The 18,893-nt window shown below is 76.0% G+C and carries 15 protein-coding genes; 8 read left to right on the top strand and 7 right to left on the bottom strand.

From position 1 onward, the window contains the following. The coding region (locus QSK22_RS16975) for a transposase (RefSeq protein ID WP_285495165.1) at positions 1–350 on the bottom strand (350 nt) is incomplete at its 3' end. Between the two features lie 617 nt (positions 351–967). Between QSK22_RS16975 and QSK22_RS16980 the strand changes: the two genes are divergently transcribed. Next, positions 968–1,441 carry a DoxX family protein gene (locus QSK22_RS16980; protein ID WP_285495166.1) on the top strand — a complete coding sequence of 158 codons (474 nt, stop codon included), beginning with the start codon at positions 968–970 and terminating at the stop codon, positions 1,439–1,441. 189 nt (positions 1,442–1,630) lie between these two features. Then, on the top strand, positions 1,631–1,993 hold the full coding sequence (locus QSK22_RS16985) for a hypothetical protein (protein WP_285495167.1): 363 nt from the start codon (positions 1,631–1,633) through the stop codon (positions 1,991–1,993). 56 nt (positions 1,994–2,049) lie between these two features. Here the strand turns inward: QSK22_RS16985 and QSK22_RS16990 are convergent, their stop codons facing one another. The 3 genes from QSK22_RS16990 to QSK22_RS17000 all read right to left on the bottom strand — a co-directional run bounded on the left by QSK22_RS16990 (position 2,050) and on the right by QSK22_RS17000 (position 3,548). Further along, a complete protein-coding gene (locus tag QSK22_RS16990; RefSeq protein ID WP_285495168.1) occupies positions 2,050–2,547 on the bottom strand; it encodes an MSMEG_6728 family protein in 498 nt (165 codons plus the stop codon). 179 nt (positions 2,548–2,726) lie between these two features. Then, positions 2,727–2,978 (bottom strand): cell division protein SepF, encoded by a 252-nt coding sequence (locus QSK22_RS16995; protein ID WP_285495365.1) that lies wholly within the window; start codon positions 2,976–2,978, stop codon positions 2,727–2,729. A gap of 123 nt (positions 2,979–3,101) precedes the next feature. Beyond that, positions 3,102–3,548, bottom strand: a complete 447-nt coding sequence (locus tag QSK22_RS17000; protein ID WP_285495169.1) for an SPW repeat protein — start codon at positions 3,546–3,548, stop codon at positions 3,102–3,104. A gap of 443 nt (positions 3,549–3,991) precedes the next feature. Here QSK22_RS17000 and glnII point away from each other — a divergent pair, with 443 nt between their 5' ends. Beyond that, complete coding sequence (glnII, locus tag QSK22_RS17005; protein ID WP_285495170.1) at positions 3,992–5,005, top strand: glutamine synthetase; 1,014 nt, start codon at positions 3,992–3,994, stop codon at positions 5,003–5,005. A 101-nt stretch (positions 5,006–5,106) separates the two neighbouring features. Here the strand turns inward: glnII and QSK22_RS17010 are convergent, their stop codons facing one another. Next, entirely contained in the window at positions 5,107–5,478 is a 372-nt protein-coding gene (locus QSK22_RS17010; RefSeq protein ID WP_352231456.1) for a DUF2203 domain-containing protein, read from the bottom strand. 178 nt (positions 5,479–5,656) lie between these two features. Between QSK22_RS17010 and QSK22_RS17015 the strand changes: the two genes are divergently transcribed. Then, on the top strand, positions 5,657–6,337 hold the full coding sequence (locus tag QSK22_RS17015) for a DUF6069 family protein (protein WP_285495172.1): 681 nt from the start codon (positions 5,657–5,659) through the stop codon (positions 6,335–6,337). Positions 6,338–6,511: 174 nt separating this feature from the next. On the opposite strand, the gene QSK22_RS17020 is transcribed toward QSK22_RS17015, so the two are convergent. Beyond that, positions 6,512–6,970 (bottom strand): universal stress protein, encoded by a 459-nt coding sequence (locus tag QSK22_RS17020; protein WP_285495173.1) that lies wholly within the window; start codon positions 6,968–6,970, stop codon positions 6,512–6,514. Positions 6,971–7,200: 230 nt separating this feature from the next. Between QSK22_RS17020 and QSK22_RS17025 the strand changes: the two genes are divergently transcribed. The 4 genes from QSK22_RS17025 to QSK22_RS17040 all read left to right on the top strand — a co-directional run bounded on the left by QSK22_RS17025 (position 7,201) and on the right by QSK22_RS17040 (position 18,482). Then, entirely contained in the window at positions 7,201–8,235 is a 1,035-nt protein-coding gene (locus QSK22_RS17025) for an alpha/beta fold hydrolase (RefSeq protein WP_285495174.1), read from the top strand. Between the two features lie 325 nt (positions 8,236–8,560). Next, positions 8,561–15,361 (top strand): type I polyketide synthase, encoded by a 6,801-nt coding sequence (locus QSK22_RS17030; RefSeq protein WP_285495175.1) that lies wholly within the window; start codon positions 8,561–8,563, stop codon positions 15,359–15,361. Continuing rightward, complete coding sequence (locus tag QSK22_RS17035) at positions 15,358–16,614, top strand: glycosyltransferase (RefSeq protein ID WP_285495176.1); 1,257 nt, start codon at positions 15,358–15,360, stop codon at positions 16,612–16,614. The genes QSK22_RS17030 and QSK22_RS17035 overlap by 4 nt, the downstream gene beginning before the upstream one ends. Then, the gene (locus QSK22_RS17040) at positions 16,611–18,482 is read left to right on the top strand and encodes a class I SAM-dependent methyltransferase (protein ID WP_285495177.1); all 1,872 of its coding nucleotides are present in this window, start codon (positions 16,611–16,613) and stop codon (positions 18,480–18,482) included. The genes QSK22_RS17035 and QSK22_RS17040 overlap by 4 nt, the downstream gene beginning before the upstream one ends. Here the strand turns inward: QSK22_RS17040 and QSK22_RS17045 are convergent, their stop codons facing one another. After that, positions 18,483–18,881, bottom strand: coding sequence for a hypothetical protein (locus QSK22_RS17045; RefSeq protein ID WP_285495178.1), 399 nt, complete (start codon positions 18,879–18,881; stop codon positions 18,483–18,485). Between the last annotated feature and the right edge of the window lie 12 nt (positions 18,882–18,893).

Consider the following 18,893-nt stretch of genomic DNA (forward strand, 5'->3'; position numbering starts at 1 on the left):
GTCGACACCCCCAGCAGATACGAGGTGGCCACCACGCTGATCAGGGCCTGCTCGGCCCGGCGGCGCCGCTCCAGCAGCCACTCGGGGAAGTAGGACCCGCTGCGCAGCTTCGGGATCGCCAGTTCGATCGTGCCGGCGCGGGTGTCCCAGTCCCGCTGCCGGTAGCCGTTGCGCCGGTTGACCCGCTCGCTGCTGCGCTCGCCGCAGCCGGCGCCGCACACCGCATCCGCCTCGGCCGACATGAGCGCCTCGGCCATCGTCTTGACCATCGACCGCAGCAGATCCGGCTCGCACGCACCGATCTGCTCGGCAATCCACTCGGCAGGGTCCACACTGTTGTCCGCGGCCATCGCGTTGTCTCCTTCTTCTTGATCATCCATCTCGAAGGATCTACGCGGTGGCCGTCTCACGTCACGACGCCACGCTCTTCACCTGCGGAAACTCGTACACCACCTCCGTGGACGCAACCCATCGCCGCCATCGTTGAATGGCTCTGATCAACTTTGCAATAGGCCCTACGGGGCTGCTACCGGCGTACAGGTTCGGGCGGGCAGCGGGGGCCGTGCAGTGGGGGCGGCGGGGTGCGGACTTCCTCGGCTCGTGCTTCGTCCGAGGGCGTTCCGGTGCCGGTGCGGGCACGCGACGGCGTGCATTGCGCAAGCGGGCGTCGGTCTGCGCTGATAGACGTCATGTCGAACATCTCGCCCGTGGGGGGCGAGCGGAATCATTTCCTGATAAAGGGGCGCTGGGTCCTAGTGGATGAATGCCTGAGATCGAAGCGTCCGGCAATGAAACTGCCATGCCGATGCGGGGTGGATGCTTCGATGCTGGAAGGGGTGATGAAAGGGCGTGCAAGAACGTCCCGTTCCGCAAACGCGTGTCCTACGGTTCTGTCTGCCCTTACGGCCGGGGACGTTCTCGTGCGGCCGACGGGTTGATCGGGGCGCAGTTCAATTCAGGAGACTTCATGCAACACGTACGGGACGCCGTCCTGTCGTTGTTCCGTGTCGTGGTCGGCCTGCTGTTCGCCTGCCACGGGGCCGCGAAGCTGTTCGGCGTCCTCGGCGGGCCGCCCGGCGGGGTGCCGCCGCGCGTCGGCGAGTGGCCGAGCTGGTGGGCGGCCATGATCGAGCTGGTCGGCGGCGGCCTGGTGATGATCGGCCTGGCCACCCGCCCGGCCGCTCTGCTGTGCTCGGGGGCGATGGCCTACGCCTACTTCACCGTCCACCTCCCCAAGGACCTGTTCCCGCTGCTCAACGGCGGCGAGCCGGCGGCCCTGTTCTCATGGTCCTTTCTGCTGCTGGCAGTGTTCGGCGGCGGCCCCTGGGCGCTGGACGCGCTGATCGCCCGGCGGGTCCGGCCCGGGAAGACGGTCCATCGTCCGCACCCCCGTCGCACCGAAAGCCGGGCACACCGGGAGCGCTTGACCTGGACGTCGTGACCGGGCCGCTCTCAGCGGTCCCCGAGTCCACGCCGCCCGACAGCCGCCCTGCTCACGGGCCGGGCCGCCGAACCGGCCGCGACAATGCGAGTACAGTCGGCGCGTGTCGGCCTGGCGGAGAAGGTGAATCCGCGGCGCGGTGAGATCCCCGGGAGAAGAAGCGGATCAGTTATGCCAAGGACCGCCGCAATGCCTACGCCGAACTCAGGGAACGCCGTGCGGCTGAACAAGCGGTTCCCGCACAGTGCCAACCGGCACCGGGTGCAGCAGGTCCTCCGGGGCGCGGTCGGCGCACCCGCCGACGGTGCCGCGGACGAGGTCGATGAACGCCTGGGCCGTCGGCGGCCGAAGAGACGGCGCAAGCATCCGGACCTGCCGCTCGGCGACTGGGTGGAGATCCGGTTGGAACGGCGTCTCGAAGTCGAGCCCGACAGCCCGGCCGACGAGCGGCGGCTCGCCCGGGTGCGGGAGAGGCGGCGCGGCCGGGCCGAGCTCCGCACCCTGCGGACGGCGGAGACCGCCACCAAGGGAACCGTCGAGCGGAACTGGTAGCCGTCGACCGGTGCACGCGGCGTCGAACGATCGTCCCTGAGGCCGACGCAGCGGGGTCAGCCGGGGGGCGCCTGCCGGTCGCCCTGCCCGCGGTCGCGGTCCGAGCGCGGCCAGACGTACGGCAGGTCGGCCGGTACGCCGGGGAAGATCGGGCCGTAGAACTCGGGGTCCTTGCGGACGAGGGCGGAGCGGTGGCTCAGGTGCAGCGCCGGGTCGCCCAGCCAGGGCGGCAGCTGCCCGGCCTCGGCGAGCCGTTCCTGGGTGCGCGGCCGCTTCCTGCCGTTCACGGTGCGCAGCTCGGCCGTCAGCGTGGCGGCGCAGGTGTCGTTGTGGCCGAGGGCGCACCACTGCCGGCATATCTCCAGGCCGTAGCGGACGAGCGCCTCCTCGTAACCGGCCCACATCCGCACGGCCGGATGGTGCCGCCAGCCGTACCCGGGCACCGTGAGGCCGCGCAGCACCTGGATCGTCTCGACTCGCTGCTTGCCGAGTCTGCGCCGGTCGAGGACGCGGGCGGTGGCGGCGAAGTCCGGGTACGGAAGGAAGGTCTGCACGGCCCCATCGTTTCCGGATCGGCGGCTTTGACGCGGCGACGGAGGGGCGAGCCGGTCGCCGCACCGCGGCAGCGGCCCCCGGCCCGAGAGTCGAAACCTGGACGTCGGCCGGAAAGATGCCCCCCGATTCACAGGTGATCCCCCGAACCGGATGCCCGTGCGGGGCAGGGGAGGGGAGGTCAGCCGGAGGTCGTGGGCAGGACGGTGGGCTTGGGCTGGCCGTGGGGGACGAGCAGGAAGACCTTGGGGCTCAGGCGTTCCATGTCGCCGCGGCGGCCGAAGACCAGGCCCGCGGCGAAGTCGACGAACTGGCGGGCCACGTCGTCGGGGAGGTCGGTGAGGTCCATCACGACGGGGACGCGCTTGTTGCGGAAGAAGTGCCCGACGTACAGGGCCTCGTTGTAGTCGCGGGGGCGCAGGGTTTTGACCATCACCCCGTCAGTCTCGCCGACCGGAGGCGGGCGTCAATAGCGGGCCCCGTCCCTTGGGACCGGGGGCGGGGCCTTTGGCGGCTCTCCCCGCGTCGGCGGGCGAGGGCCGGGGGCTGCGGTCGGTCACCTCGGGCGGCGCATGCCCATGCCGCCCGCGCGGGTACCCGCGAGACCCAGGGTGGCCAGGCCGAGGACGAGGATCACCGCTCCCACCACGACATTGCTGACGATCGCCGGCGTCGTCTCCATGCGACCGGCGATCACCCACGGGCTGATGATCGTCCATACGCCGATGATGGGGACGACCCAGGCGAGCCCGTGCGTGCGGCCGAAGGCGAGGGCGAAGCCCACTCCGAGCGCCGCCACCGCCAGGCCGGTGATCAGGTTGTTCACCGTGATCGGCCGCTGGCCGCTGAACCCCGCGATCCACGGGGAGATCGCCAGGTAGAGGCCGCTCAGCACGGTCAGGCCGTCCAGGGCCTGCGCGGTGGGGCTCGCCGCGGCGAGCTCGTACCGCGTGCGCATCTCGGCTATGTCGGGATGCCGCTCGATGTCTGCCGGGTGCGTCATCTATGCACACCACCTTCCGGTGCCGGGGGCGGGACGTTCCCGCCCCTGGCTCGCCTCCCGCGGGCGGTCGGAAGCCTCCCGTGACGGGAGGACGAGTCATACATCCTTACCTTTCACGGTAGCCCCGTCCGACCGGCCGGTAAGGGCAGGGACCGCGCCCTTGGCGGGGTGTTTGACCAGGCCATGGCACGTTGTTGGGGTTCGTCCCGGCGGGCGCCGAGGGGCCGCCGGACGCGGGCGCCCCCACGCGCACGCCCATGCGCCCCCGGCGGAGGCCGCCGGGCCGTCAGTGCCTGTCCCAAATGGGGGTGCGGTGCCGGTGTGCCTGGTCAGCGGCCGGTTTAACACGCCGTTCACATACCGGCAAAGGGCCCGAAATCGGGCGTTGTCAACCTTTCCAGGGCCGAAACCCACCGGGACCGGCGATACGAAGGGAACGCACGTTGACCTACAAGGCCGAGTACATCTGGATCGACGGCACCGAGCCGACCGCCCGGCTTCGGTCCAAGACCAAGATCCTTCCGGACGGCGCCGACCTGCCGGACTGGGGGTTCGACGGGTCGAGCACGAACCAGGCGCCGGGGAAGAACTCGGACTGCGTGCTCAAGCCGGTCTTCTCCTGTCCCGACCCGCTGCGCGGCGGCGACAACAAGCTGGTGCTCTGCGAGGTGTACCTGCCGGACGGGACGCCGCACCCCACCAACACCCGGGCCAAGCTGCTGCCCGTCGCCGAGAAGTACGCCGACCAGGAGCCCTGGTACGGCATGGAGCAGGAGTACACGTTCTTCAAGGACGGCCGCCCGCTCGGCTTCCCCGAGCGCGGCTTCCCCGCCCCGCAGGGCTTCTACTACTGCGGCGTCGGCGCCGACGAGGTGTTCGGCCGTGAGATCGTCGAGCGGCACCTCGACGCCTGCCTGGCCGCCGGGCTGGCCGTGTCGGGCATCAACGCCGAGGTCATGCCGGGCCAGTGGGAGTTCCAGATCGGCCCGGCCGGTCCGGTGGAGGTCGCCGACCAGATGTGGATGGCGCGCTGGCTGCTGTACCGCATCGCCGAGGACTTCGGCGTGTCCGCCACCCTCGACCCCAAGCCGGTCGCGGGCGACTGGAACGGCGCGGGCGCGCACACCAACTTCTCCACCAAGGCGATGCGCGAGGGCTACGACCCGATCATCACCGCCTGCGAGGCGCTGGGCGCCAAGGCGCAGGAGCACATCGCCGGGTACGGCGCCGACATCGAGCGCCGCCTGACCGGCATGCACGAGACCGCCCCGTGGAGCGAGTACAGCTACGGCGTGTCGGACCGGGGCGCCTCGGTGCGCATCCCGTGGCAGGTCGAGGTGGACAAGAAGGGCTACATCGAGGACCGCCGCCCGAACGCCAACTGCGACCCGTACGTGGTGACCCGGCTGATCACCGACACCTGCTGCGAGGCGCTGGAGAAGGCCGGACAGGTCTGAGCAAGGGGCGGCGCCGGGCGTCGCCTCCGCGAGCGAGGGGGTTTCGGGAGCGGGGCGCTTCCCGGAACCCCCTCCGGCGTTCTCCGGGGGCCCGGACGTCCTCACGGGAGGGGGCGGCGGCCCGCGAAGCCGAGCTCGGTGCGGTGGTACCAGCCCAGCTCGGTGTCGCCCTCCAGCCAGCACAGGCGGACCGAGCGGCCGTCCAGCACGGCGGGGAAGTCGAGCAGCAGCGGCGCGATGCCCTTGATCTCGATGCCCTGGCCGGTGAACCAGGCGATCTGCTCGTCCAGCCGCGCCTCGAACGCCTTCGCCTCGGCCACCCCGCCCAGCGGGGACGACCCGGACGTGCGCAGGTCCAGGGCGAGCTCGGCCAGGTCGGCGCGGAGCCGGACGACCTCGGCGGCGCGTTCCCGCACCTCGGGGATCAGGGCGCGCGCCTCGGCCACGGTGAACTCGCGTCCGTCCGTCGGCACCGCCCCGCCCTCCGTGGTCGCTTCCGGTGGCATTCTCCCCCGCCGAACGTTACCTCCCGCCCCGACGGGTAGGGCGAAGGGGCATCAAATGGCCGCAAAGTGTCGATGCCGGGGGAGTTCACCGCACGTGGCCGGGTAGCACCTGGGTCGTTCGTGTCGGGGGACAGGGGGAGGCGCCATGGCCGGGACCCCGTTCGGACGGCCCCACGAAGACTCGCCCGACAGGGACCGGCACGGCATGGGAGGCCACGGCCACCGTGCCCGGCGTCTGCGCCGCCACGGCGCGGACGGAGCGCCGCCGCGCGCCTGGCAGCGCTCCTTCCGGTGCCAGTCCGGGATCGGGCGGTCGGCGTGGCGCGCCGACAGCGCCATGGCCCGCTACCGGCGGTTCGTCGCGCTGCACGAGGCGTTCTCGCAGCCGCCGCAGGTGAACGAGCGGCGCCTGTGGCTGGGCGGCGCGGGCGTGTCGGCGGCGGCCGCGGGCATGGCGTTCGCGGGGGTGCTGGTGCTGCGCGGGCTGTTCGGGTTCGACGTGCCCGCGTTCGGCGGGCACCAGGGCCGGGCCGTCCCGGTGGCCACGACGTACGCGCTGTGCGCGGCCGCCGCGGGACTGCAGGCGACCGCGCTGCTGAACGTCCTGGCGACGGTGGCGGTCCGCCCCGTGCGCGCCTTCGGCTGGATCGGCGCGCTGGCCGTCCTGCTGCTGACGCTGCTGCCGCTGACAGTGCGCGCCCCGCTGGACGACGCGCTGGCCACCGCGGCGCTCAACCTGGTGACCGGATGCCTCATCACCGGTTCGGTGGCGGCCGCCGGCGCGTGGTCGATGTCATGGCCGCAGCCTCCGCGCGTGCCCTACTGAACGGTGACGGGCGCGCGCAGGTCGAGGCGGCCGACGAGGGTTTGGTCGCGCTCGTTGCAAGCCATGGCGCCGGCGCGGACGTGCGCCCCCGTCCAGCCGATCGTCGGTGACGACGGCGCCGTGCCCTGGTATGTCAGGGGCGCAGGCCCCGCATGCGGCCGCTTGGGGCGAAGGTCAGGGCACCACGGTCACCGGCCAGCGTCCGGCGCGCACGAGCCGCACCGCCACCGAGCCGATCAGCCGGTGCCCCGCCTGCTGCGACGCCCCGACGATCACCGCGTCGGCGCGGTGCTCGTCGGCGACGCGCGACAGCACCCCGTACGCGTCGCCCTGCTCGACGAGCAGCTCGTAACGCACCTCGTCCGGCTGCACGGCCGCCGCGCGCTCCAGCTCCGCGCGCAGCTCGGCGACGATCTCCTCGCTGGCCTCGCGCAGCACCGCCGCGCCGCCCGGGGTGAGCGTCGACATCGACGTCAGCGGGACGACGTGCACCAGCAGCAGCCGCGCCCCGTTGCGCCGCGCCAGCCCCCACGCATAGGAGGCCGCCCGCAGGGACGTCTCCGAGCCGTCCACCCCGGCGACGATCACCTTGGGCCCGTCTCTGCCGTACTCGAACGGCCCTTCCTGCAGCACGGCTCCCAGCCTAGGGCCGCCGCGTCCGCCATGCGCCGCCGCGTCCGCCGAGTCCGGCGGGCGCCCCGCGGGAAAATGCCGCGCCGGGACGGCCCGCCGGATTTAACGCGCTCTTCACAGGGATGAGATGCGGAACTCACCGTGGACGCGCGCAGAATGGTCTCAGATCCCCCCGCGTCCGGCTCGCCGAACGGAGTGGACAAAGCGAAATGAAGCCGTCCCCCCGAAGCGTGCGCGACGCCGCGGCCGGCCTGGTCCGCAAGGCGCTGTCCGGCCGTGTCGCCGATCTGCGTCCGATGCCGGCCGAGGTGGCCGCGGCCGAGCCCCGGGGGTGCCTGCACCGCTACCGGCCGCCGGAGGGCGTGATCCCCACCGGGCCGCCGGTGCTGTTCGTGTCGCCGCTGGCGGCGCCTGCCCGCTGCTACGACCTGCGCCGGGGCTGCAGCCTGGTCGGCCACGCCGTGGCCCGGGGACGGCGCACCTACCTGCTGGATCCCGGCACGCCCCGCTTCGCCGACCGCGGGCCCGCGCTCGCCGCCTGGGCGGAGCGGGTGCTGCCCGCGGCGATCCGCGCCGTCAGCCGGGACGCCGGCGGGCAGCCCGTGCAGCTCGTGGGGTGGTGCCTGGGCGGTGCGCACTCGCTGCTGGCCGCCACCGACCCCACGCTGCCGATCGCCTCGGTGACCGCGGTGGCGATCCCGGCCGGGCCGCCGCCCGAGCCGTTCCCCGGGGGACTGCCCGCGATGCTGGCCGACCGGCAGGAGGGGCCGCTGCGATGCGCTTTCCGATATGCCGACATCGGGCAATACCTGCGCCGTCCTCACAAGATTGTGACAGGCATTGACATCGCCGAGTTTCTGGCGCAGGAAGAGGCGGTCGACCACTTCCTCGGCATGATGCCGACCGCCCCGGGACGCACCGCCGAGCAGGTCTACACCGCGTTCGTGCGGGAGCTCGCCCCGGCCGGGGACCGGCTGGAGATCGGCGGCCGCCGGGCGCGGCTGGCGGACGTGCGGGTGCCCGTGCTGCTGGTCGCCGGACGCGGCGACGCGGTGGCGCCGGTCGCGGCCGTCCGCTCGGTCGCCCGGCGGCTCACCGGCTCGCCAAGGCTGCGCGTGGTGGCCGCGCCCGGCGGGCACCTCGGCGTGCTGACCGGCCCCGCCGCCCGCGCCACCGCCTGGGCCCACCTGGACCGCTGGCTGGACGAGGGCGTGCTGCGCCACGGCATCCGCGCCCACCGCCGCCGCGAGGCCGCCAGCGTCTGACCCCGCCCCCGCCGCCGGACTCCCGCTGGTCAAGGGACCTTCCATAGAACCTTTGGGAAGGCGTTGATCAGCACACTTCCTGGTGTGTCGTCCCCGCGCCGGTCTCGTCGCCGACCGTAGTGTTGCCCAGCGTCGCGGGCCCGGGCCCGCGGTAAGCACGCGTGATGTCGGGGGGCAGCGCATGACGGCTGACAGGGGCGAGCTCCGAGCCGGGGAGAGCGGACGGCCGGAACGGACCGGGGCGGACGCGGGTCACCGCGACCGCCCGCCGACCGACGTGGCGTCCGACGTGCCTTTCGAGGTGCCTTTCGAGGTGCCTTTCGACGTGCCTTTTGACATCGTCGCCATGGCTCCGTTCGGCCGGACCGCCCCGCGGCTGACGGCCGCCGCCGCGCGGGCGGGCGCCCTCGGGGTGCTCGACCTCGGCGCCGACCGCGCGGCCGCGCTCGCCGCCCTGGCCGAGGTCGGCCGGTGGTGGGACGGCACGTTCGGCGTCCGCGTCCCGGCCGGATGCGGCGTCCGCCCGGCCGATCTGCCGGACACCGTCGACACCGTCATCATCGACGCCACGGCCCTCGGCCTGGCCCCCGCCGGCGCGCAGGGCGGCGCGCCCATCGCGGTGCCCCAGGCGCGCGGCGCGGCGGTCCGAAGCGGGCAGAGCGCCTCTCCCGGAGTCCCCGCACCCGCTTCCCCCGGCGACGCGAAAACCGCCAATCCCGGCGTTCCGCTGCCCACCCCGCCCGGCGGTGCGTTCGGCGCGGGAGGCGCCACCGGTCAGGCCGACGCCGAACTCGACGACGCCGGGTCGGTCCGCGCGATCCCCGCGGGCGAGCACAGGCGCGAGCAGGCCCACGGCACCGGACCGGCCGAGGGCGTCGTCGTCCTCGACCGCGAGGAGGCCGAACGCCGCCGCAAGGCCGCGCCCGCCGCCGCCACGGGCCGGCCCGAGGAGCCGGTCGACGCCGCGGAGTTCGCGCGGGGACGGCGGCTGCTGATCGAGGTCGTCGACCCGGCGGAGGCCGAGGCGGCGATCCGGCTGTGCCGCGAGCTGCCCGCCGACGGCGACCACGACCGCCCGACCCTTGTCGGGCTGATCGCGCGCGGCGCCGAGGCGGGCGGCCGGGTCGGCGACCTGACCACCTTCGTCCTGCTGCAGCGCCTGCTCGGCGACCCGGCGATCGACGTGCCGGTGTGGGCGGCGGGCGGCATCGGCCCGCACAGCGCCGCCGCGGCCGTGGCGGGCGGCGCCGCCGGAGTGGTCCTGGACGTGCACTTCGCGCTGGTGCGGGAGATGGACCTGCCGGACGACGTCGCCGCCGCGCTCACCGCCATGGACGGCGGCGAGACCCGCGTCGTGCGCGGGCACCGCGTGTACGCGCGGCCCGACCTGCCCGAGATCGACCTGAACGGCCTGGCCCCGGCGGAGATCAACGCCCGGCTCGGCGCCACCGGGCTGCGGTCGCGGCTGCTGCCGGTGGGGCAGGACGGGGCGCTGGCCGCCCCGCTCGCCGCCCGGCACGAGACCGCCGGCGGCGTCGTCCGGGCGATCCGCGAGGAGATCGCCGCGCATCTGCGCGCCGCCGTGCGGGCCCGTCCGCTGGCGCCCGCCGACAACCCGCCCGGCGCGCCCGCCTCCCGCGAGTACCCGGTGGCGCAGGCGCCGATGCCGGGCATCAGCGACCGGTCGGCGTTCGCCGCGGCGGTCGCGCAGGACGGCGGCCTGCCGTTCCTGGCGCCGGCGCCGATGGGCGGCGAACAGACGCGGCGGCTGCTGGAGGACACCGCCGACCGGCTCGGCGACCGGCCGTGGGGCGTGGGCATCCTGGCGTCCGCGCCGCCCGAGCTGCGCGAGGAGCAGTTGGCGGCGGTGCGGGCGGTGGCGCCGCCGTTCGCGCTGATCGCCGGCGGCCTGCCCGCTCAGGCCGCGTCCCTGGAGGAGGCGGGCGTCGCAACATACCTGCACGCGCCGTCGCCGGGGCTGCTGCAGCGGTTCCTGGCCGAGGGGGCGCGCAGGTTCGTGTTCGAGGGCATGGAGTGCGGCGGCCACGTGGGGCCGCGCGCGGCGTTCCCGCTGTGGGACGCGCAGGTCGAGCTGCTGCTGCGGTGGTGCGACGACGCCCCCGAAGGCGCAGCCGCCGATCTGTCGGTGATGTTCGCCGGCGGCGTCCACGACGAGCGGTCGGCCGCGATGGTCGCGGCGCTGGCCGGGCCGCTGGCCGCGCGCGGCGCCGACGTCCGCCTGCTCATGGGCACCGCGTACCTGTTCACCCACGAGGCCGTGGCGGCGGGCGCGATCGTGCCCGGCTTCCAGCAGACGGCGCTGGACTGCGACGGCACCACGCTGCTGGAGTCCTCGCCGGGGCACGCCACCCGGTGCGCCCGCACCCCCTACGTGCGCACCTTCGAGGAGACCCGGCGCAGGCTGGAGGCGGCGGGCACGCCCCGGCACGAGACGTGGGCGCGACTGGAGAAGCTCAACCTCGCGCGGCTGGGCGTCGCCGCCAAGGGCGTGCGCCGCGACCCCGCCGCCGAGGCGCCGGAACCGGTGGACCCCGACGAGCAGCGCCGCGAGGGCCTGTACACGATGGGGCAGGCGGCGGCGCTGCGGTCGGCCACCACCACCATCACCGCCCTGCACGAGCAGGTCACCACCGGCGCCACCTGCCTGCTGGAGACGCGGGCCGTCGCGCTCGGCGTCGGCGTCCCGGACGAGGAGCCGGACGCGCGGCCGGCGCCGCAGACCGAGCCGGAACCCGCGCCGCCCGGCGAGGACGGCGCGTCGCCCCTGGACATCGCGGTCGTCGGCATCGGCTGCGTGTTCCCCGGCGTCCGCGACGCCGCCGAGTACTGGGCCGGCATCGTCGGCGCCGACCCGGACACCGGCCCGGCCGACCGCGGGCTCCTGCCGGACGTGCCGTTCGACCCGCACGCCCACGGCATCGCGCCGTCGGCGGCGGCCGACATCGAGCCGGTGCAGCTGCTGGCGCTGAAGGTCGCGGCGCAGGCGCTCGCCGACGCCGGGCACGCCGACCGGTCCCGCTGCTCGATGGTCTTCGGCGGCGTGGACGCCGGACGCCTCGCCGGCCGCCTCGGCCTGGGCGGCTCCGCGCACGGCGCTGCCTCCGCCGCCGACGCGCTGGACCTGGCATGCCGACGGCTGGCGGGCGGCACCGCCGACATCGTGCTGTGCGGCGCCGCCGACGTGTTCGACGATGTGTTCGACGATGTGTTCGACAACGTGGCGGCGGCGCGGCCGACGGGCCGGTGCGCGCCGTTCGACGCCGCCAGTGAGGCGACCGCGCCCGGCGAGGGCGTGGCGTGCGTGGTCCTCAAGCGCCTCGCCGACGCCGAGACCGACGGCGACCGCGTCTACGCGGTGATCAAAGCGGTGGCCGGGACCGGCGGCGCACCGGCCGCCCGGCGTCCCGACGCGATACGGCGGACGGTGCGGCGCGCCTACGCCCGCGCGGGCGTCTCACCCGCCCGCGTCGGGCTGGTGGAGGCCCACGGCACCGGCGACCCCGCCGACGACGCGGCCGAACTGCAGGCCCTCACCCGGGTCTTCACCGAGGCGGGCGCCGAACCGGGCAGCGTGACGCTCGGGTCGGTCACGGCGCGGATCGGGCACACCGGCGGCGCCGCCGCGCTCGCCGGACTGATCAAGACCGCCTGCGCGCTGCACGCCGGCGTGCTGCCCGGCGCCCCGCACATCACCGCACCCGGCAGTGCCTGGGACCCCGAGACGAGCCCGTTCGCGTTCGGCCACCGCGCCCGCCCGTGGCCGGTGCCGCCCGGCGAGCGGTACGCGGGTCTGAACGGCGTCGGCTTCCACGCCGTCCTGGCCGCCCGCGCCGGCGCGCCTGAGCCGGTGTCCGGCCTGGACGCCTGGCCCGCCGAGCTGTTCCTCATCCGCGGCGCCGACCGCGCCGCCGCCCGCGACCGGCTCGACCGGCTCGGCGACCTCGCCGCGACCGGGGCGCGGCTGCGGGACCTGGCCCGCACCTGCGCCGCCGGCGACGGCCCGGTGCAGGTCGCGATCGTCGCCACCGGGCCCGACGACCTGCGGGCCAAGATCGCAGCCGCCCGCGAGTTCCGGGCCGCGCCCGGCGTGTTCGCCGCCGGGCCGGCGGCCGGGGCCGACCCCGGGCGGGTGGCGTTCCTGTTCCCCGGGCCGGGCGGCATGCGGCCCGGCGCGCTCGCCGACCTGTTCACGGCGTTCCCGCGGCTGCGGCGGCTGCTGCGCCTGGACGGCGGACGCCACGCCGCCGCGATGTTCCCGCCCGCCGCGTTCACGCCCGAGGACGCCGGACGGCAGCGCGCCGCCCTCGCCGGCGGCCGCGCCGCGCAGCCCGCCGCCGGCATCGCCGGGCTGGCCCTGCACCGGCTGCTGACCGAGCTGGGCGTGCGTCCCGACATGGCCGCCGGGCACGGGTACGGCGAGCTGGTGGCGCTGTGCGCGGCCGGGGTGTTCGGCGAGGACGACCTGATCGCGATCGGCGCGGCGCGCGCCGACGCCGTCCTCGCGGCGGCCGGGGCGTCCGGCGGCGCCGACCCGGGCGCGATGGCCGCCGTGTCCGCCGCGCTCGGCGAGGTCCGCGCGGCGCTGTCGGACGTCGGCGGCGTCGTCGTCGCCGGGCACGACGCGCCGCGCCGGGTGGTGATCTCCGGGACGACCGCGGCCGTGGAACGGGCGGCCGCCGAGCTGCGCCGACACGGCCTGAACGTCCGGCCCGTCCCGGCCGCGTGCGCCCAGCACAGCCCGCTCGTCGCGGGCGCGTCGGCCGCGCTGCGCGCCGAGCTGGGCCGCCGCGACCTGCGTTCGCCGGCCTTCCCGGTGTGGTCCAACACCACCGCCGCGCCGTACGACGGCGACGCGGGGGAGCTGGCCGCCACGCTCGCCGGGCAGGTCGCCGCGCCGATCCGGTTCGTCGAGCAGATCGAGGCGATGTACGCCGCGGGCGCCCGGGTGTTCGTCGAGACCGGGCCGGAACGGGTGCTGGCGGGGCTCGTCGGGGAGATCCTCGGCGACCGTCCGCACACCGCCGTGGCGTGCGGCGCGCCCGGCGGCGGCATCGAGGGCCTGCTGTGCGCGCTGGCCGAGCTGGCGGTCGCCGGCGTCCCGGTGGACGCGGCGGCGCTGTTCGCCGGGCGCGACGCGCAGCCCGTCCCGCCCTCCGCCGAGGCGCCTCGCTGGGCGGTGAACGGGCATTCCGTCCGCCGTGTCGACGGCGGGCGGCCGACCACCGCGCCGACCACCGCGCCGACCACGGGAGCGACCATGGATGCAGAACGCGATGCACGTCCCGCCGGGGCTTTCGCACCGCCGGACGCCGACGCCGCCGAGGCGGCGGTGCTGGAGTATTTGCGCGCCACCCGTGAGCTGGTGGCGGCGCAGCGCGAGGTCATGCTGCGCTTCCTCGGCGCCACCGCCGACGACGACGGGGACGGCCGCACCGAGGACGGGACGCCGGCCGCCGAGCCGCTGTCCGCCGAGGCGCTGGCCGCCGGGTCGATGGACGTGCTGCGCAGGGCGATGACGCCCACCGTGCCCGAGCCCCGGCCGCGTCCCGCCCCGGAACCGGCACCGGAGGCGCCCGAGAAGGACGCGAACCGGTCGCACGCCGAGCCGCCGACGCCCCGGCCCGCGCCGGAACCGGAGACGACGCCCGAGCCCCGGCCCGAGTCGGCGGGGGCGGCGCCCGCCCGGCACGTGGTGCGGATGGCGGACCTGCCGCCCCTGCCGATACCCCCGCACCAGCCCGGACGGTTCGACGGCCGCCGCTTCCTGATCGTCGACGACGGCTGCGGGATCGCGCTGGAGCTGGCCGACCTGCTCGAACAGCAGGGCGCGCAGGTGCGCACGCCGCTGGAGCCGGACGCGCCGTGCGACGGCCTGATCCACCTGGCGGCGCTGCGCCCGGGCACCGGGCCGGTCCTGCCGGGCGCCTACGGCGGCGTCCGCGACGCGCTGCGGGGCGGGCTGCGCTGGCTGGTGCTGGCCTCCGGTTCGGGCGGCACGTTCGGGCACGAGTACGCCGGCGGCACCGGCGACCCGACGCCCGGGGCGGGCCTGCGCGGACTGGCGCGCGCCCTGGCCCGGGAGCACCCCGAGACGCTGGTGCGCGCGATCGACGTCGACACCAAGGAGAACCCGCGCGCGGTGGCCGAACGCATCCTGGCCGAGCTGCTGACCCCCGACGCGCCGGTGGAGATAGGCCACGACGCGCAGGGACGCCGCCGCACGCTCGTCGTCGTCCCGGCCCAACCGCCCGCCGAACCCGCCGGCGAACAGGACGCCGCCGCGGGCCTCGGCCTGGACTGCGACAGCGTGGTGCTGCTCACCGGCGGCGCCCGCGGCATCACCGCCCGCCTCGCCCGCGAGCTGGCCCGCGCCGCCGGCTGCCATCTGGAACTGGTCGACCGCACCCCGCGGCTGCCGGGACCGGAGGACCCGCTGATCGCCGCGGCCCCCGACGAGGCGGCGCTACGCCGCACGCTGCTGGCCCAGGGCGCGGCCCGCACGCCCGCCGAGATCGACGCGGGCATCCGGCGGATCCTCGCCGAGCGGGAGGTCCGCGCCACCCTGGAGGCGCTGCACGGCACCGCCGCGTCCGTCCGCTACCACGCCGTCGACGTGCGCGACCCGCAGGCCGTGCGGGCCGTCGTGGAAGACGTGTACGCGCGGCACGGCCGCCTGGACGGCGTCGTGCACGGCGCGGGCCTGCCCGCGGACGGCCCGGCCCGCGACAAGCACCCCGAGGCGTTCGCCCGCGTCTACCGCACCCAGGTGGACGGGGCCTGCGCGCTGGCCGCCTCCGTCCGCCCGGACCTGCGGTTCTTCGTGGTGTTCGGCGGCGTCGCCAGCGTGTACGGCGGCCCCGGCGACGCCGACCACGCCGCCGCCTGCGACGCCTGCGACACCCTGGCCCGCGTGTGGCGCACCGAGCTGCGCGGCCGGGTGCTGGTCGCCGACTGGGGCCCGTGGGCCGGGGACGGCGGCGCGGCCCCCGGCGGCGTCCCGCCGCTCGACCCCGACGCGGCCGTGGCCGCCCTGCTGCGCGAGCTGGCGTACGGCGACGAGGTGCAGGTGGTGTTCACCGGGGCCGCCGGCGGTGGTGCGAGGTGAGGGCACGTCGCGTACGGGTGCCGCCGCTGGGCGCGGTGACCGCCCCCACGCCCGGCATGTCGTCCACCCGGCACAAAGCCAAGGCGTCACGGTTCCTGTTCGCCGTGCCGCCGTTGCCCGGCCACATCACCCCGACCGTCGCCGTGGCCGCAGAACTCACCCGGCGCGGCCACAGGGTCGCCTGGGTCGGCCCCCGCACCGCCGTGGAACCCCTGGTGCCCCGCAACGCCCGCGTCTATCCGGCCGGGGACGACACCGCCGCCCGGCCCCCAGGCGAACCCCCGGACGGGCCGCACATCCCCTCCGCACTGCTTTCCATGTGGGAGGACTTCATCGTCCCCCTGGGGCACGCCATGATGCCCGGCGTCGAGACCGCCATCGACCGGTTCCGCCCGGACGTGGTGGTGTCCGACCAGCAGGTGCTGGCCGCGCCCGTCGCCGCCCGACTGCGCGGCCTGCCGTGGGCGACGTCGGCGGCGACGCCGTTCGAGTTCACCCGGCCGCTGCGGGACGCGCCCGACGACGAGGAGCGGATCCGGGAGCTGATCGGCGAGTTCCAGCTCGACCACGGCATCGAGGACCTGCTCGACCCGCGCTTCTCCGACCACCTGGTGCTGGTGTTCGCCACCGGCGCGCTGATCGGCGACACGTCGGCCTTCCCCGACCGCTTCGCGTTCGTCGGCCCCGTCCCGCCCCGCCCCCGCGGCGGCGACTTCCCCTGGGAGTGGCTGGACGGCCGCCCCGCCGTGCTGGTGACGCTGGGCGCCGGGACGGGCGCCGGGCGCGACGCGGCGGCCGCGCGGTTCATGCGCGTCGCCGCCGAGGCCGTGGCCGCCATGGACGTGCGGGCGGTGCTGGCCGCACCGCCGGACGCGGTCCCCGAGCCGCCGCCGAACGTGCTGGTCCGCCCCGACGTCCCGCAGCCGGCCCTGCTCGAACGCATGGCCGCGGGCCGGGCGGCGGTGGTGTGCCACGGCGGCCACGACGCCGTCTGCGCGGGCCTGGCGCACGGGCTGCCGCTGGTGGTCGCGCCCATCCGCCACGACCAGCCGGTGATCGCACGCCTGGTCGCCGAGGCGGGCGCCGGGATCGCCGTCGGCTTCGGCGGGGCCAGGCCGGTCGAGCTGCGGGCCGCGCTCGGCGCGGTGCTCACCGACGACGTCCACCGGGCGGCCGCCGCACGCGTCCGGGACTCGTTCGCCGAGGCGGGCGGCGCCGCCGCGGCCGCCGACCGGCTGGAGAAACTGGCGTGATCTGGCTGCCGCTCGCCGTCGCCGCCGGGCTGGCGGCCAACGCGCTGCGGCTGCGCCGCCGGCTGCGGGCGCTGCCCCGCCTGCCCGTGTCGGGGCGCCGCGGACGCTCCCTGCGCTGGGACGGCTCCTACGACACCGGCACGCCCGGACACGACGACTCCTACGGCCTGCTGCTGGCGGAAGGGGCCGTGGTCTCCGGACAGTTGCGCCGCGCCGCCTGCGCCTACGCCCGCCACCACGGCCTCCAGGTGCTCGACCTGGTCCCACGGGACCTGCCGGTGGAACGCGCGCTGGACCTGGCGCGGGGAGCCGACCGCCGCGCCTACAGGACCGACCCGCTCGCCCTGGGCCACGGCGCCGGATACGCCACCGTCGTCGACGAGGACCTCCTGCAGCGGACCGGGACCCGGCCCCGCGCGCTGGACCCCGGCGAGTACGGCGCGGTGACCCTGCGCCTGCGCCAGTACGCCCGCGCCCACGGCGACGCCTACGCGGCCGATCTGGCGGTCGTGCCGACCCGCCTGCCCCGCCGCGTCCCCTCCTGCGCGGGACGGCGGGCCTGGCTGCGCGGGCTCGGCGTCTCGGTGCGGTGGACGGTCGGCGCGTCGATGGCGAGCTACGCCCTGGTGCTGGCGTCGCTGGCGGCCTCGCCGCGATGGGGGGCGTTGACCGCGGCGGTCTACTGCGCCGTCCCCTACCTGGTGTTCACCGGCGCCCCAGTCTCACCCCGGGACCTGCACCGCATGGCCCTGCTGCGGCTCCTGCTCACACCCTGGAACTGGTGGCGCACCCTCACCGACGCGCCCTGCCCGTGGGAACGGCGGCGCGAGCAGGCCCTGGCGGACGCCCGCGAATGGTACGGCACGGCCCTGGCCGACGGGGTGGAACGGTTCTTCCACCCCCGCCGGGACGACTGCCCCTGGTGCGGCGCCCGCGCACTTCAGCACCACATGACCACCGGCGACGTCGTCCAGGCCAAGCCCGGCCGGTTCACGCTCGACCGATGCCGCGAATGCGGCCACGTCTTCCAGAACCCCCCGCTCAACGCCGCCGGCCTGGAGTTCTACCGGCGCGACGTCTACGACGGCCTCGCCGCCGAATCCGCCGAACACGCCCTGGCCGCCCAGCGCCGCGTCCACACCGCCCGGGCCGACATGGCCGCCGCCGCCCACCTGGCCCCGCGCACATGGCTGGACGTGGGCACCGGCCACGGCCACTTCTGCCGCGCCGCCCGCGCCGTCCTACCCGACACCGAGTTCGACGGGCTGGACACCGGCGACGGCGTACTGGAGGCGGCCGCACGCGGCTGGCTGCGCCGCCCCCACCGCGGCGCCCTCGCCGACCTGGCGGACGAGCTGGCCGGACGCTACGACGTCATCAGCATGCACCGCCACCTGGAACAGGTCCCCGACCCGGCCACGGAACTCGACCTCGCCGTCAAGATGCTCCCGCCCGGCGGGCACCTGCTGGTGGAACTGCCCGACCCCGAATGCCCGGCCGGAAGGCTGCTGCGCCGCTTCTGGGCGGGGTGGCTGCAACCCCGCCACCTCCACCTGATCCCCATCGGCAACCTGGAACGCGCCCTCACCACGCGCGGCATGCGCATCGTCGCCCGCCAGCGGCGCCGCGCCCACCGGCGGCACGACCTGGCGTCCGCCGCGCTGATCGCCCTGCAGGCGTTCGGGCCGCCGCCCGCGCGCCCCTGGGCGGGCCGGGCGGGCGCGTCGGCGCGGGTCAGGCACGCGATCGCCGTGGCGGCCGCGCGCCCGCTGGGGACCGCCGCCGCGCTGCTCGACCGGCTCCTGGCGCCGCTCGTCCCCGGCCCCGGCAACACCTACCGGGTGCTGGCCCGCAAGGACGAGGGCTGATCAGATCTTCGGCGTGAACGGGCGGCGGTACCGCGGATCGCCGGGACGCTCCCGAGCGCGCAGCGCCGCGTCCACCAGCTCGATAGCCCGCAGCAGCGCCACCATGCGGGCGCCCTCCTCGCGGTAGACGTCCAGAACGGCGTCCACCCCGTGCGGAGGCACCACGTCGCCCAGCTCGATCCGCGCGGTGCGGAACCCCTCCCGCGCGGCCTCCACGGCCGCGCTGACGTGGTGCCGGGCCATGCGGGCCAGCGCGACCGGGTAGCGGCGCAACACCCCGTGCCGGCGGTACTCGGGCGGCACGAGTTCGAGCAGCCACGTCACCGCCGTGTCCTCGAAGCGCTCGCTGCCCGGCGGGTGCACCTGCGCGGGCCAGCCGGGCGGGACGTACGTGCTCACCGTCCCACGATA

The organism is Actinomadura sp. NBRC 104425, assembly GCF_030269545.1.
Lineage (GTDB): Bacteria > Actinomycetota > Actinomycetes > Streptosporangiales > Streptosporangiaceae > Spirillospora > Spirillospora keratinilytica.

Coding starts and splice junctions, on each gene's coding strand:
- QSK22_RS16985 (WP_285495167.1), top strand. CDS start 1,631: ATGCCTACGCCGAACTCAGGGAACGCCGTGCGGCTGAACAAGCGGTTC.
- QSK22_RS16980 (WP_285495166.1), top strand. CDS start 968: ATGCAACACGTACGGGACGCCGTCCTGTCGTTGTTCCGTGTCGTGGTC.
- QSK22_RS16995 (WP_285495365.1), bottom strand. CDS start 2,978: ATGGTCAAAACCCTGCGCCCCCGCGACTACAACGAGGCCCTGTACGTC.
- QSK22_RS17015 (WP_285495172.1), top strand. CDS start 5,657: ATGGCCGGGACCCCGTTCGGACGGCCCCACGAAGACTCGCCCGACAGG.
- QSK22_RS17000 (WP_285495169.1), bottom strand. CDS start 3,548: ATGACGCACCCGGCAGACATCGAGCGGCATCCCGACATAGCCGAGATG.